Below are 14,862 nucleotides of genomic sequence, written 5' to 3' on the forward strand. Positions count from 1 at the left end.
GTGGGCAACTCTGATCTCGCGACGTCGATGACAACCACCGAGGCGGTCGGCCAACTGCCTTGGAAACAGCCTTACTTGACGTACTTCCGGCATAGCCGGGCTCTGAGAGGAAACAACATGGCAAGCATCCGTACCGCCCGCGTTCTCGCCGCCGTCTCCGCCCTCCCGCTCGCCGCCGCTCTCTTCGCCGGTGTCGCCGCCGCGGACAACGGTGCGATCGCGGACAACGGATCGAGCGCCAACGCCGGTGTGGCGGGCATCATCGGCAGCGGTGTCGGCCACGACAACAACGGCAACTCCTCCACCACGCAGCAGAACGCGGTGGGCAACGGTGCCTCGAACCAGAGCAACACCGCGCAGGTCAACGGCTCCGCGTGGACGGCCGTCCAGCAGGGCAACGACAACGTCGCCGTCCACTTCACCCAGCTGTGGTAGTCCCCGTCTGAGCCCTGGTGGGGTGTGCTCTGTGGGGATGCAGCACGCCTGCGCGGCGGTACTCCGGTACCGCCGCGCAGGCGTTTTCCGGCGTTCCACCTTCCGGTGTCTCCCGGCCTTCCGGCGCTGCGTGCCGCCTGTTCGACCTTGACAGTGCGCCCTATCTGACGGACAGTCAGAAACCATGCATCTGGCCCCCACCGAACGCCAGCGGCGGCTGCGCGCCGAACTCCGTACCTACTTCCGGTCCTTGATCCCGTCGCCCGCCCCCGAGGCGCCCGAGGAACGCCGGGCCCTGCTGCGCCGCATCGGCGCGGACGGCCTGCTCGGGCTCGGCTGGCCCGTCGAGTACGGCGGTCAAGGGCGGGGCGCCGAGGAGCAGTTCGTGTTCTTCGACGAGGCTTACCGGGCCGGCGCCCCCGTCTCGATGGTCACGCTCAACACGGTCGGGCCCACGCTCATGAAGTACGGCAGCGACGAACAAAAGGCCCGCTTCCTGCCCGGCATCCTCAGCGGCGACCTGGTCTTCGCCATCGGCTACAGCGAACCCTCCGCGGGCACCGACCTCGCCTCGCTGCGCACCCGGGCGGTGCGGGACGGCGACGGCTGGCGGATCGACGGGCAGAAGATCTTCACCTCGGGCGCCCAGCACGCCGACTGGATCTGGCTGGCCTGCCGTACCGACCCCGAAGTGCCCAAGCACCGCGGCATCTCCATTCTCCTGGTCCCGACCGGCGCCCCCGGGTTCTCCTGGACCCCGATCGAGACGGTGGGCGGCCAGATCACCACGGCGACCTACTACGACGGCGTCCGCGTCCCCGCCGGCCACCTGGTCGGCGCCGAGCACGACGGCTGGTCGCTCATCACCAACCAGCTCAACCACGAGCGGGTCGCCCTCGCCGCGACCGCCATGCAGGCCGAGGACTTCTACGAGGCCGCGCTCACCGCCGCCCGCACCCCCGATCCAGTGACGGGCCAACGCCGTGTTGACGAGTCCTGGGTGCGTTTTCGGCTGGCCGAAGCGCATGCCCGGCTGGCGGCGAACCGCCTGCTCAGCTGGCGTTTGGTGGGGGATGCGGGGGCGGGCGGGGTGGCCCCCGCGGAGGCCAGCGGCGTGAAGTTCGCGGGAACGGAATCGGCAGTCGCGACGTATCGCATGTGTCAGGAGATCGTCGGCGAGGCGGCATTGGTCCGGTCCGGATCGCCGGGGGCGTTCGAGGACGGCGAGCTGGAGCGGCTCAACAGGGCGGCGCAGATCAACACGTTCGGGGGCGGGGTGAGCGAGGTGCAGCGGGAGATCGTCGCGACGATGCGGCTCGGGATGAGGAGGGGTGGCCGTGGCCGGGGGGACTGACGAGCTGGGGGTGCGGCTCAAGGCGTACGAGGGGCAGCCGGCGGCGGTCTCGGGCGTGGGTAGGGATCCGGTCAACCTGCCCATGATCCGGCACTGGTGCGAGGCGACGGGCGACACGAACCCCGCGTACGAGGGGCCCGACGCCATCGCCCCGCCCACCATGCTCCAGGCGTGGACCATGGGCGGCCTGTCGGGACACGGCGGGCGCACCGGCGCGTACGACGAGCTGATGACCCTGCTCGACGAGGCGGGCTGCACCTCGGTGGTGGCCACCGACTGCGAGCAGGAGTACCTGAAGCCGCTGCGGCCGGGCGACGAGGTGGTCTTCGACACGGTGATCGAGTCGGTGTCGGAGCGGAAGCGGACGAAGCTGGGCACCGGGTACTTCGTCACGACCCGCACGGACGTCCGTGTCGGGGACGACCTCGCCGGCACCCACCGCTTCCGCATCCTCAAGTACGCGCCGAGCGCCCGGCCGCCCGCCGGGAAGGCCCGGCGCCCCCGCCCGGTGGTCAACCGGGACAACGCCGGGTTCTGGGAGGGCGTGGCCGAGGGCCGCCTCCTCATCCAGCGCTGCGCCGACTGCGGCACCCTGCGCCACCCCTGGCTGCCCGGCTGCAACGCCTGCGGCTGCCTCGACTGGGACACGGTCGAGTCGGCCGGCGAGGGCACGGTCTATTCGTACGTCGTGATGCACCACCCACCCTTCCCGGCCTTCGCCCCTCCGTACGCGGTGGGCCTGATCGAACTCGCCGAGGGCGTGCGGATGGTGAGCAACATGGTGGGGGTGCCGTACGACAAGGTGCGGATCGGGCTGCCGGTACGGGTGGAGTTCCGCCGGTACGAGGACGAGGAAGGCGCGCTGACCCTGCCCGTCTTCCGTGCCCTCGACACCCACGACACTCTCGCCGGTTTCGACGGGGAGGTCTGACATGGACTTCACGCCCACCGAGGCGCAGGCCGAGGCCCGGGACCTGGCCGCCCGGATCTTCGCCGACCTGGCCACCCATGAGCGGCTGCGGGCCGCCGGCACCGGCAGCGACCCGGAGCTGTGGAAGGCCCTCACCGCGGCCGGGCTGGTGGCCGCGGTCGAGGAACTGGGCCTGCTGGGGCTGGTGCTGCTCCTGGAGGAACAGGGCCGCACCACGGCCCAGGTGCCGTATGCGGCGACCTGTGTGTACGGGCAGCTGGCGATCGCCGCCCACGGCACGAGCGAACAGCGGCAGCGGCTGCTGCCGGGGATCGGGGACGGGTCGGTGGTCGTCGCCGGGGCGTTTCCCGCCCAGCTGGGTGTACGGCCTTCCGGGCGCGGTGGGCTGACCGGCACCGTCCCCGTCGTCCCGTGGCTGCGCGACGCCACGCATGTCCTGGTCGCGGACGCCGGCCGGCGGCTCTGGCTGGTGCCGCTCGGGGAGGGCACCGGCATCGAGGAGACCGAGCTCACCGCCCCCTGGTCGGCGGGGCGCCTCACCCTCCACGAGGCCCCCGCCGAGCCCCTCGGCGCCGGCCCCGGCATCGGCTCGGGCCCCGGCATCGGCTCGGGCCCCGGCATCGGCTCGGGCCCCGGCATCGGCTCGGGCCCCGGCACCGGCTCGGGCCCCGGCACCGGCTCGGGCCTCGGCACCGGCACCGGCCCCGGCATCGGCTTGGGCCTCGGCATCGGCTCGGGCCTCGGCACCGGCACCGGCACCGGCACCGGCTTGGGCCTCGGCACCGGCCCGGGCCCCAACCCCGGCCCGGGCACCGACCCCGGCACCGGCCCCACCGCCTACGCCCACGCCTACGCCTACGCCGACACCCTGGCCACCGCCCGCACCGCCTTCGCCGGGCTCCAGGCCGGTGTCTGCGCGGGCTCCCTCGCCCGGGCCGTCGCGCACACCAACACCCGCGAGCAGTTCGGGCGTCCGCTCGCCACCCGGCAGGCCGTGCAACTCCGGGCAGCCGACGCCCATATGGACACCGAGGCGATACGAGTGACGGCCTACGAGGCGGCCTGGCGGCGCGACGCGGGGCTGCCGTACGCCACGCATGCGCTGACCGCCGCCTGGTGGGCGTCCGAGGCGGGGCAGCGGGTCGTGCACACGGGCCAGCATCTGCACGGCGGCGCGGGCGCCGACGTCGAGCATCCGGTGCACCGGCACTTCCTGTGGGGGCGCCAGCTGGACGCGTATCTGGGCAGTGGGGGCGAAGTGCTCCAGGAACTGGGGGGGTTGATCGCGAGTGAGGATTGAGACGACACGGCCGGGCGTGGGCACCCGGCTGCCACCGCTGGAGATCCCGATCACGCGGACGCTGATCGTGGCCGGCGCGATCGCGTCCCGGGACTACCAGGACGTGCACCACGACGCCGAACTGGCCCGGCTGAAGGGCTCCCCCGACATCTTCATGAACATCCTGACGACCAACGGCCTGGTCGGCCGGTACATCACCGACCACTTCGGCCCGACGGCAGAGCTCCGCAAGGTCGCCATCCGGCTGGGCGCACCCAACTACCCGGGGGACACGATGGTGTTGACCGGCCGCATCGAGGAGCTGGACGACGAGACGCGCATGGCGACGATCCGGGTGGTCGGCGCCAACAGCCTCGGCAACCACGTGACCGGCACGGTGACCGTCGAACTCACCGGGGGCCTGGTGACCGTCACCGTCACCGACGAGGGGGACGCATGAGCGTGCGGGGCCGGGACTGGCTCGGCGGGCGGGCGGCGATCGTGGGGATCGGGGCCACCGAGTTCTCCAAGGACTCGGGGCGCAGTGAGCTGCGGCTGGCAGCGGAGGCGGTGCGGGCCGCGCTGGCCGACGCGGGGCTGACCCCGGCGGACGTGGACGGGATGGTGACGTTCACGATGGACACCAGCCCGGAGATCACCGTGGCCCAGGCCTGCGGGATCGGCGAAATGTCCTTCTTCTCCCGGGTTCACTACGGCGGCGGCGCGGCCTGTGCGACGGTCCAGCAGGCGGCGCTGGCGGTGGCGACGGGGGTGGCCGAGGTCGTCGTCTGCTACCGGGCGTTCAACGAGCGGTCGGGGCGCCGGTTCGGTTCGGGCGTGCAGCACCGGGAGCCGTCGGCGGAGGGGGCGGCGCTCGGCTGGGCGCTGCCGTTCGGGCTGCTCACCCCGGCGTCCTGGGTGGCGATGGCGGCGCACCGCTACCTGCACGCGTACGGGCTGACCCCGGAGGTGTTCGGGCAGGTGGCGGTGGTCGACCGGAAGTACGCGGCGACCAATCCCGCGGCCTACTTCCACGGCCGTCCGATCACCCTCGCCGACCACGCGGCATCCCGCTGGATCGTCGAACCGCTCCGGCTCCTCGACTGCTGCCAGGAGACGGACGGCGGACAGGCGCTCGTCGTCACGTCGGTGGAGCGGGCGCGTGATCTGCCGCATACGCCGGCCGTGATCGCGGCGGCCGCGCAGGGCGCCGGGCGGGCCCAGGAGCAGATGACCAGCTTCTACCGGGATGACCTGACCGGGCTGCCGGAGATGGGCGTGGTGGCCCGGCAGTTGTGGCGTACCTCCGGGCTCGCCCCGGCCGACATCGACGTGGGGATCCTGTACGACCACTTCACCCCGTTCGTGCTGATGCAGCTGGAGGAGTTCGGGTTCTGCGGACGCGGGGAGGCGGCGGACTTCGTGGCCGAGGAGCGGTTGCCGCTGAACACGCACGGGGGACAGCTCGGGGAGGCGTACCTCCATGGGATGAACGGGATCGCGGAGGGGGTACGCCAGTTGCGGGGCACGGGCGTGAACCAGATACCGGGCGCGGGCCGGATCCTGGTGACCGCTGGTACCGGAGTACCGACGTCAGGGCTGGTCCTGACCTCGGGCGGATGAACCGGTGGCCTGCCGGGGCGCGGCCGGCCGCCTTGGCCGTACTGCCCCCTCAGGGGTAAACCCGCAGGAGCACTGCCCGCGTACTCCACCTTCAGGAGGTGTAGCCAGCCCTACCCCTACAACCTGAGGCGGACTCTCCATCGGGACCTGCGGCCGATCCGCCATCACGCTGTTCGCTCATAGCGTGGAGCCATGACCACACCCGTCTGCACCAGCGCTTCGGACGCCGCCGTCTCGGCGAGGCAGACCCGGCCGTACCCGTCCTTCGCGTCGTACGTCAGGGCCCGCCAGCCGGTCCTGCTGCGCACCGCCCGGTCGTTGACAGCGAACCCCAGTGACGCGGAGGACCTCCTCCAGACCGCGCTCGCCAAGACGTACGTGGCCTGGGAGCGGATCGAGGACCATCGGGCGCTCGACGGCTATGTGCGCCGGGCCCTGCTGAACACCAGGACCTCGCAGTGGCGCAAGCGCCGGGTCGACGAGTTCGTCTGCGACGAACTGCCCGAGCCGGAGCCGGCGGGCGGCGGGGACGACCCGGCCGAACGGCAGGCGCTGCGCGACGCGATGTGGCGGGCGATCATGAAGCTGCCCGCGCGGCAGCGGGCGATGGTCGTGCTCCGGTACTACGAGGACCTCAGCGAGGTGCAGACGGCAGAGGTGCTCGGGGTGTCGGTGGGCACGGTGAAGTCCGCCGTGTCGCGTGCGCTCGGCAAGCTGCGCGAGGACCCTGAGCTGGACGTCGCCCGATAGCGGGCGAACGGCCGCCGACCGGTGTTAGTTCGCTCTCCCCTAGTGACATACCGTCCGGTATGTGAGCAGAATCAGCGCAGCCCCTTTACCACCGAGTAGGCAATGTCGCCCCCGGGAGGACCGCCGTGCTGAGCACCATGCAGGACGTACCGCTGCTGATCTCCACGATCCTGACGCACGGGTCGAGGGTTCACGGCGAGTCACAGGTGACCACCTGGACGGGCGAGGCCGAGCCGCACCGCCGCAGCTTCGCCGATGTCGGCGCCCGCGCCGCCCAGGTGGCCCACGCCCTGCGCGACGACCTGGGTGTCCAGGGCGACGACCGGGTGGCCACGCTCATGTGGAACAACGCGGAACACACCGAGGCGTACTTCGCGATCCCCTCCATGGGCGCGGTCCTGCACACGCTCAACCTGCGGCTGCCCGCCGAGCAGCTGGTCTGGATCGTCAACCACGCCGCCGACCGGGTCGTCATCGTCAACGGTTCGCTGATCCCGATGATCGCGCCGCTGCTGTCCAAGCTGCCGACCGTCGACCACATCGTCGTCTCCGGTCCGGGTGACCGTTCCCCGCTCGCCGGTGCCACCGCGCAGGTGCACGAGTACGAGGACCTGATCGCCGGCAAGCCGACGACGTACGACTGGCCGGAGCTCGACGAACGCCAGGCCGCCGCCATGTGCTACACCTCCGGCACCACCGGCGACCCCAAGGGCGTGGTGTACAGCCACCGCTCGATCTACCTGCACTCCATGCAGGTCAACATGACCCAGTCGATGGGCCTGACCGACCAGGACACCTCCCTGGTCGTCGTGCCCCAGTTCCATGTCAACGCCTGGGGCCTGCCGCACGCCACCTTCATGACCGGCGTCAACCTGCTCATGCCGGACCGTTTCCTCCAGCCCGCCCCGCTCGCCGAGATGATCGAGAGGGAGCGGCCCACGCACGCGGCCGCGGTCCCCACCATCTGGCAGGGCCTGCTCGGCGAACTCACCGCCCGGCCCCGGGACGTCACCTCGCTCACCCAGGTCACCATCGGCGGCTCGGCCTGCCCGCCCTCCCTCATGGCCGCGTTCGACAAGCTGGGCATGCGGGTCTGCCACGCCTGGGGCATGACCGAGACCTCGCCGCTGGGCACGGTCTCCCGCCCGCCGGCCCACGCGGTCGGCACGGAGCAGGAGTTCGCCTACCGCCTCACCCAGGGCCGTTTCCCGGCCGGTGTCGAGGCCCGGCTGACCGGCCCCGGCGGCGAACGCCTCCCCTGGGACGGCGAGTCGGCCGGCGAGCTGGAGGTGCGCGGCCCCTGGATCGCGGGCGCCTACTACAACGGCCCCGACGCCGACCCGCTGCGCCCCGCCGACAAGTTCAGCGAGGACGGCTGGCTGAAGACCGGTGACGTCGGGACCATCTCCTCCGACGGCTTCCTCACCCTCACCGACCGTGCGAAGGACGTCATCAAGTCCGGCGGCGAGTGGATCTCCTCGGTCGAGTTGGAGAACGCGCTGATGTCCCACCCGGACGTCGCCGAGGCCGCGGTGGTCGCCGTACCCGACGAGAAGTGGGGCGAGCGCCCGCTGGCGACGGTCGTCCTGCGGGAGGGCTCCACGGCCACCTTCGAGACCCTGCGTGTCTTCCTCGCCGAGGAGGGCAAGATCGCGAAGTGGCAGCTGCCGGAGCGCTGGACGGTGGTGGCCGCGGTGCCGAAGACGAGCGTCGGCAAGTTCGACAAGAAGGTCCTCAGGAGGCAGTACGCCGAGGGCGAGCTGGACATCACCAGCTTGTAGATGCCCTGCTGTGAGCGCCCCGTCAGGGGCGCGGGGCTGTATTCGATATGCGGCTACCGCCGCGTGGGCGCGACCAGCCGCGGACCACCTGAACCGACGGTCGGCAGTTCCCCAACGGCGCTACGTCAGTTCGTCCCGATCCGCGCCAGCAAGTCGACGATCCGGTCCTGCACCTCGGAACTCGTCGACCGCTCCGCCAGGAACAGCACCGTCTCCCCCGACGCCAGCCGCGGCAGGTCCGCCTGGTCGACGGCCGCCGTGTAGACGACCAACGGCGTCCGGTTGAGCTGCCCGTTCGCGCGGAGCCAGTCGATGATGCCGGCCTGGCGGCGGTGCACCTGCAACAGGTCCATCACCACCAGGTTCGGCCGCAGCTGCCCGGCCAGCGTCACCGCGTCCGCGTCGCTCGCCGCCCGCGCGACCTGCATCCCGCGCCGCTCCAGCGTCGCGGTCAGGGCGAGGGCGATCTCCGCGTGCTCCTCGATGAGCAGCACCCGCGGCGGATGCTGCTCGCTGTCCCGGGGCGCGAGCGCCTTCAGGAGTACGGCGGGATCGGCGCCGTACGCCGCCTCGCGCGTCGCCTGTCCCAGTCCGGCCGTGACCATCACCGGCACCTCGGCCGCCACCGCCGCCTGCCGCAGCGACTGCAGCGCGGTCCGCGTGATCGGCCCGGTCAGCGGGTCCACGAACAGCGCCGCCGGGAACGCGGCGATCTGCGCGTCGACCTCCTCACGGGAGTGCACGATCACCGGCCGGTAGCCGCGGTCGCTCAGCGCCTGCTGGGTGGTGACGTCCGGCGCGGGCCACACCAGCAGCCGGCGCGGGTTGTCCAGCGGCTCCGGGGGCAGTTCGTCGTCCATCGGCTGCGGGCGCGGCGGATCCGCGACCTCGACCGCCCCGCCCGGACCGTCCAGCGGCTCCGGGCCCTCGGCGGCGTTCACGTCCGGTGCGCCTATCGCGTACGACCGTCCGGCGCCCTCGGTGGCGCCCGTGAGCCGGGACTGCCCCGCCAGCGACGGCTGGGGCAGCGGCTGGGCCACCTGCTGCTCGGCCGGCGGATGCGGCCGGGCCGCCTGCTCGGGCTGCTGCTGCTCGTTGCGCGTGCCCAGCTTGCGGCGCCGTCCGTTGCCGCCCGACTGGTGCGGGGGCGGGGTCGCCGTCGGCTGCTGCACCTGCGCGGCCTGCCGGGAGAACGGCACCCCCTGCCCCAGTGTCCGCACGCTGAACGCCCGGCCCTGCGTGGAGTCCGGGTCGGCCGGCGCGGGCGTCGCCGCCTCGGCGGGCAACGGCTGCGCGGCGCGGGCGGGTTGAGCGGCGGGCGCGGGCGCTTCCTCGGCGCCGCCTGGCCACTGCTGCGGTACGGGGGCCACGGGCGCGGCCTCCGCAGGCAGCGGCTGGGCGCCGGCCGGGGTGGCTTCAGCGGCCGGCGCGGGCTGCGCGGGCGCCGGCTGGGCCGGGGCCGCCGGAGCGGGGATCTGCGGCTGTGCCTGCGGCTGCTGTGCCTGGGCCGGTACGGCGGCCACGCCCGGCAGCGGCTGCGGAACCGGCCGGCCGGGCTGCCCCGGCTGCACGGGCTGCTGGTTGGCGGCCGCAGGGGCGACGGGGATGCCGGACGGTGCGGCGACCTGGGCCGCGGGCCCGGCCTGGGCCGGGATGCCCTGGCCGGGCTGACCGGGCGGAAGCTGTCCCGGCGGTACCGGCTGGCCGGGCTGGCCGGGTGCGCTCGCCTGCGCGGGCACCGTCGGCACAGCGGCCGGCGCGGTCTCCTCGGGCTGGCCCACGGCCCGTCGACGGCGGCCCGTCGGCGCGTTGGTGGGGTGCGGCTGCGGCGGGGTGTGGTCCTCGGCCTGGTCGTGGGCCACGGCGTCGTGCCGGCCCTCCTCGCCCGCCACCGCGACCGGATCGGGGGTGCGGTCGGCCTCGGCGGGCGGCAGCGCGAAGACCGGACGGGGGCCCGCCTGCTGCTGCTCCGCCCGCTCGGCCGCCGCGGCCAGCGCACGGCGCCGCCGCCCGCTCGGCTGCCCCTCGTCGTCCTGCACGGCAGCGGCAGCGGGTGCGGGCAGCGCCGGCGGCAGCGCCTGCCGCTCGTCGGGCTCACGCCGGGCGCGTCGCCCCGCCGCCGGCGCGGGCACGCCCTGCGGCGGAACGGTGCCACCGAGGCCCGTACCCGCGGCGGCCGTACCGGCGCCCTGCTCGGCCGCCGTCACCACGGCGCCCTCGGAGACGCCGGCGCCCTCCGCGTCTCCGTCGGCGCCCGCGTCGGCCGGCCGTCCGCGTCGGCGCCCGCTACCGCCGGACGCCGACTCCGCGCTCTCGGCGCTCGCGGCGCTCTCGATCGCGGCGGGCCCGCTCTCCAGGGCCGCCGCCTCGGCGGCACGCCGACGCCGGCGCCCGGTCGGCGGCACGGCCGGGACCTCGCCCTCGCCACCCTCGCCGCCGGGCACGTCGCTCTCCAGGAAAGCGTCCACCGAGGACCGCCGGGCCCGCCGCCGTCCACCGGCACCGCTGTCGTCGGCGGCCGGGATCATGGCCACCGCCGTACCGACCGGCGGGGTCACGGCCCCTGCGCCGCCCCCGATCGGCACCTCCAGGACGAACGCGCTGCCGCTCATGCCCGGCACCTCGTGCGTCTGCAGCACACCGCCGTGCGCGCGCACGATCCCGCGTACGATCGGCTCGTGCACCGGGTCGCCCCCGGGGTACGGCCCGCGCACCTCGATACGGACGACCTCACCGCGCTGCGCCGCCGCGACCACCACGGTGTTGTCCGTGTAGCCGCCGGCCGAGACGGGCGCGTTGCCGGTCGCGTCGACACCCGCCACGTCCGCGACGAGATGCGCGAGCGCGACGGCGAGCCGCTGCGGATCCACTTCGGCCTCGATGGGCGGCGCGTGCACGGCGAACTGGACCCGCCCGGGCCCGATCAGCTCCACCGCCCCGTCCACACCGGCGGCGACGACCGCGTCCAGCATCACTTTCGTGCGGTTGATGTCCTCGGTCCCGGCGTCCAGCGCCTGGTAGCCGAGCACGTTGTCGATGAGCTGGGTGATGCGCGAGTAACCGGCCGAAAGGTGATGGAGCACCTGGTTGGCCTCAGGCCACAGCTGCCCGGCGTCGTCGGCGGCGAGCGCGGCCAGTTCCCGGCGCAGCTCGTCGAGGGGGCCGCGCAGCGACTGCGCGAGCAGGGTCAGCAGCTGCTCGTGCCGCCCGGAGAGAGCCTCGTACCGGTCCTTCTCGCGCTCGCCGAGGGCCGCGTACCGCTCCTCGCCGGACGCCAGCTCCTCGGCCTGCCGCTCGCGCAGCTCCTCGACCTCGGTGACGTGCTTCTGGCGCAGCGCGGTCAGGTCGGAGGCGTGCTCCTCGGAGAGCCGCTCCAGCTCTTCGGCGTGTGCCGTCTCCAGGGAGTCCTTCTCCTCGGCGAGGGTGTCGTACGGCCGCCGGTCGGTGAAGGTCATCACGGCGCCGACGAGCTGGTCGCCGTCGCGTACCGGCGCGGTCGTCAGATCGACCGGCACCTTCTTGTCGCCCTTGGCCCACAGCACCTGGCCGCGCACCCGGTGCTTGCGCCCGGAGCGCAGGGTGTCGGCGAGCGGCGACTCGGCGTACGGGAAGGGCGAGCCGTCGGCGCGCGCGTGCAGCACCAGGTTGTGCAGCTCCTTGCCGCCCAGCTCACCGGCCCGGTATCCCAGTATCTGAGCGGCGGCCGGGTTCACGAGCACGATCCGCCCGTCGGTGTCCGTCCCTACGACACCCTCGCTCGCGGCCCGCAGGATCATCTCGGTCTGCCGCTGCGAGCGGGCCAGTTCGGCCTCGGTGTCCACGGTGCCGGTCAGGTCGCGCACGACGAGCATCAGCAGCTCGTCGGCTCCGTAGCCGTAACCGTCGTACGCCTGCTGACCGTTCTCCAGGTTGGCGCTGGTGACCTCGACCGGGAACTCCGAGCCGTCGGTCCGTCGCGCCACCATCCGGGTCGGCTTGGTACGCCCGCGCGGATCCATGTGGTCGGGCCGCCGCATGGACCCCGGGATGAGCCGGGAGTCGAACTGCGGCAGCAGATCCAGCAGCCCTCGCCCGACCAGCGCGGTACCCGGTGCCTCGAACGCCTCCAGAGCGATCGTGTTCGCGTTGACGACGGTCCCGTTGGCGTTGACCAGCACCAACGCGTCCGGCAGCGCATCGAGTATGGCTGCGAGGCGAGCAGCGCCTCGGGATGGCCTGCTGCTCACGAGACGCTTCCTCCCTGTTACCGCACCTTGCCGACCGCTCGGGCCATCTTGCCAACCGGCCCGCGGCGTGTCACGCGAGGGAGTCTAAAGGCACCGGTTGCGCTCACGGCGCCGGATGAGAGGGAGGTCGCACGACGAAGTGACGGTGAACATGTGACCGACATGCCTCACCTCCGCTGTACCTCCGCTGTACCTCCGCGAGACTTTTACGGGAGCAGGGCCTCCGCCATGGAACCGCTGTGCCGCCCTGACGGCTGAATCGCTCCATGGCCGACCGGGCCGACCGGGCCGACCGGGCCGACCGGGCCGCCAGGCCCTGGGAACCCAGGTCGGGCCGGACCCTAGGAACCCAGCTCCGGCAGGAGGGGCACCATGCGGTTCCAGCGTCCGATCTCGCAGCCGTTGCTGCGGTCGTAGGTCGCGTCGACCGGGCGGCCGGCCCAGGTGCCGGTGACATGGGCGGTGGCGGGGCCGCCGTACAGCATGGTGCAGGCGGTGTCGGGGGCGACCGGGGCGAAGGTGTCCCGTCCCCAGCGCGTGTTCCGGTCGAGCGCCTGGCAGGCCCCGCTCACGTCCGGGTGACTGCCGGTGCCGGGATGGCAGGACAGCTCGTACGTGCCGTCCCGCCCGTCCCCGGCGTGCCGGACGGTGACGGTGAGATGGTCGCCCTGGACGTCGGCGGAGGCGGAGGCGGGCAGGGCGGGGAAGGATCCGAGAACGGCGGCGACGGCCCCGAGGGCGCCCCGCACGGCGAAGTGAGACATGCCCTGCCCAACGCGTCGGCCGCCCGGATGTTGCGGCGCGCTCCGGGCCTCACGGGAAGGGCTTTGCCCTGCGGCCCGACTGCCTAGTACCGTGGGAGCCGATTGGTGACAGCACGCTCGACTGTGTCATCATCTGCACGCACCACTCGCGCTCGCGCGGGCGGCTGTGCGGGAGGCGTCGCCTAGTCCGGTCTATGGCGCCGCACTGCTAATGCGGTTTGGGACTTCAATCCCATCGAGGGTTCAAATCCCTCCGCCTCCGCACCTGACTCAGGGAGCCCGACCATTTTCGGTCCGGGCTCCCTGAGTCGTTTACGGCCCTGCCTTCACTCCGCCGTGATCACCACCACCCCCCGGCGGCCGGTGTGCGCAGGACCCCGAGATATGGCGTTTCCGCAGGTCACAATGGGTGCACCTAACGGATTTCACATGGCGGCGGCAGTCATGTAATGTTCTTCCTGTCGCCGCGAGCGGGCCGGAAGGGCCGGAAGCGAAGACAAAAAAGACAAGAGAACAAGCACTCGTAGCTTAACGGATAGAGCATCTGACTACGGATCAGAAGGTTGCAGGTTCGAATCCTGCCGAGTGCACAGCACGTCAGAGGCCTTGTGGAGTGATCCACAAGGCCTCTGTTTTATGCCTTGACGGCAGTGTTTGACGGCAACCGGATTTCGGGGGCCGAGCAGACGGCTACCCGGACACCGCGGCGCCGTCATCGTCGTCCAGATCGTTGCCGTCACCCCTCAGCGCGTCGCCGACACGATCGAACGCGGAGCGCTGGGAGTCGAGCCGTACCAAGGTGTAGATGTCCATGGTCACGCGGATCGAGCTGTGGCCGAGGACTTCCATGATCATGCGAGCGTCGGCGCCCTGTTCATGGAGGAGCGAGGCGCAGGTGTGGCGCAGGTCGTGAAAGCGGACCTTGCGGACGCCGGCGCGGACGCACAGCACCTCGAAGGAGCGGTTCAGGTTGCGCGGCTCGATGGGGGTCCCGTTCTTGGTGGTGAAGACGAGGCCCTGACCCGTGCCCTCCGTGATGCACTCGGCCGGCAGGGCCACGCGACGGGCCGAGCGCTGAGTCTTCGGCGCGACGATCAGCAGTTCCCCGCCGACGCGCTGTAGGGCCTGCCGAACGGTGAGCACGCTCTGCGTGAAGGTCCACGTCCGACCAGCGCAGCCCGAGCAGCTCACCGCGCCGGAGGCCGATACGCACCGCCAGTTCGTACGCGGCCCACAGTCGGTTGTCCCGGGCCGCCGCCAGGAGCTGACGCCCCTCCTTGGCGGTGAGCGGTTCGATCTCGCGCTTGGTTCCCATGCTCAGCTCCACGTTCCGGGCCACGTTGCGTGCGCATGCTCCTTCAGCGCCGACGGGACAACGGGGCTGGACGTAGAGATCACCGGGCTCGTGGGCACGTACACCGAGCCTCACCACGTCATCGCCTACTCGGACGGTGAGGTACGCAGACAGTTCAACATCTGCTTCACCGCCCGTGTGGTCGGTGGCCGGCTGGCGATCTCGGACGAGTCCACGGAGCTGCGGTTCGTGCAGCCGGAGGAGGTCGATCAACTCCCGATGCACCACACGCAGCGGCTCCGGATCCGTCACTTCCTGGAGCACCGGGAGCGGCCCTGTCTCGGCTGATCGAACCTGCGACACCCGCTTCAGGAGTTCGATCCGGGCCCCACGTGGGTGCGTCCCTCTGTGCGGTGTGGCCAGGG

At 72.4% G+C, this 14,862-nt stretch carries 11 protein-coding genes, 2 tRNA genes and 1 pseudogene; 11 read left to right on the plus strand and 3 right to left on the minus strand.

The window, feature by feature from the left end:
* Positions 1-117: 117 nt before the first annotated feature.
* From ACGFZQ_RS40545 to ACGFZQ_RS40580, 8 genes are all read left to right on the plus strand, one after another.
* Positions 118-435, plus strand: coding sequence for a hypothetical protein (locus tag ACGFZQ_RS40545; RefSeq protein ID WP_393844632.1), 318 nt, complete (start codon positions 118-120; stop codon positions 433-435).
* A gap of 184 nt (positions 436-619) precedes the next feature.
* Entirely contained in the window at positions 620-1,789 is a 1,170-nt protein-coding gene (locus ACGFZQ_RS40550; RefSeq protein ID WP_393844633.1) for an acyl-CoA dehydrogenase family protein, read from the plus strand.
* A complete protein-coding gene (locus tag ACGFZQ_RS40555) occupies positions 1,773-2,720 on the plus strand; it encodes a bifunctional MaoC family dehydratase N-terminal/OB-fold nucleic acid binding domain-containing protein (protein WP_393844634.1) in 948 nt (315 codons plus the stop codon). The genes ACGFZQ_RS40550 and ACGFZQ_RS40555 overlap by 17 nt, the downstream gene beginning before the upstream one ends.
* Before the next feature lies 1 nt (position 2,721).
* A complete protein-coding gene (locus tag ACGFZQ_RS40560; RefSeq protein ID WP_393844635.1) occupies positions 2,722-4,020 on the plus strand; it encodes an acyl-CoA dehydrogenase family protein in 1,299 nt (432 codons plus the stop codon).
* Positions 4,021-4,036: 16 nt separating this feature from the next.
* Entirely contained in the window at positions 4,037-4,459 is a 423-nt protein-coding gene (locus ACGFZQ_RS40565) for a MaoC family dehydratase (protein ID WP_393844636.1), read from the plus strand.
* Entirely contained in the window at positions 4,456-5,622 is a 1,167-nt protein-coding gene (locus ACGFZQ_RS40570; RefSeq protein ID WP_393844637.1) for a lipid-transfer protein, read from the plus strand. Before ACGFZQ_RS40565 ends, ACGFZQ_RS40570 begins: the two co-directional genes overlap by 4 nt.
* 192 nt (positions 5,623-5,814) lie before the next feature.
* Complete coding sequence (locus ACGFZQ_RS40575) at positions 5,815-6,372, plus strand: SigE family RNA polymerase sigma factor (RefSeq protein WP_393844638.1); 558 nt, start codon at positions 5,815-5,817, stop codon at positions 6,370-6,372.
* Between the two features lie 125 nt (positions 6,373-6,497).
* Complete coding sequence (locus ACGFZQ_RS40580; RefSeq protein WP_393844639.1) at positions 6,498-8,153, plus strand: long-chain fatty acid--CoA ligase; 1,656 nt, start codon at positions 6,498-6,500, stop codon at positions 8,151-8,153.
* Positions 8,154-8,278: 125 nt separating this feature from the next.
* Here the strand turns inward: ACGFZQ_RS40580 and ACGFZQ_RS40585 are convergent, their stop codons facing one another.
* Positions 8,279-12,379, minus strand: a complete 4,101-nt coding sequence (locus ACGFZQ_RS40585) for a PAS domain-containing protein (RefSeq protein WP_393844640.1) — start codon at positions 12,377-12,379, stop codon at positions 8,279-8,281.
* A 341-nt stretch (positions 12,380-12,720) separates the two neighbouring features.
* Complete coding sequence (locus ACGFZQ_RS40590; protein WP_393844641.1) at positions 12,721-13,143, minus strand: SSI family serine proteinase inhibitor; 423 nt, start codon at positions 13,141-13,143, stop codon at positions 12,721-12,723.
* Between the two features lie 171 nt (positions 13,144-13,314).
* Here ACGFZQ_RS40590 and ACGFZQ_RS40595 point away from each other — a divergent pair.
* A tRNA-Ser gene (locus ACGFZQ_RS40595) sits at positions 13,315-13,405 on the plus strand.
* 255 nt (positions 13,406-13,660) lie between these two features.
* Positions 13,661-13,733 (plus strand) — tRNA-Arg (locus tag ACGFZQ_RS40600).
* A 100-nt stretch (positions 13,734-13,833) separates the two neighbouring features.
* On the opposite strand, the gene ACGFZQ_RS40605 is transcribed toward ACGFZQ_RS40600, so the two are convergent.
* Positions 13,834-14,286 (minus strand): tyrosine-type recombinase/integrase, encoded by a 453-nt coding sequence (locus tag ACGFZQ_RS40605; protein WP_393844642.1) that lies wholly within the window; start codon positions 14,284-14,286, stop codon positions 13,834-13,836.
* Between the two features lie 232 nt (positions 14,287-14,518).
* Between ACGFZQ_RS40605 and ACGFZQ_RS40610 the strand changes: the two are divergent.
* Positions 14,519-14,785, plus strand: a pseudogene (locus tag ACGFZQ_RS40610) (DNA mismatch repair protein MutT); the annotation flags it as partial.
* Positions 14,786-14,862: the final 77 nt, after the last annotated feature.

The organism is Streptomyces sp. NPDC048254, from assembly GCF_043201895.1.
GTDB lineage: Bacteria > Actinomycetota > Actinomycetes > Streptomycetales > Streptomycetaceae > Streptomyces.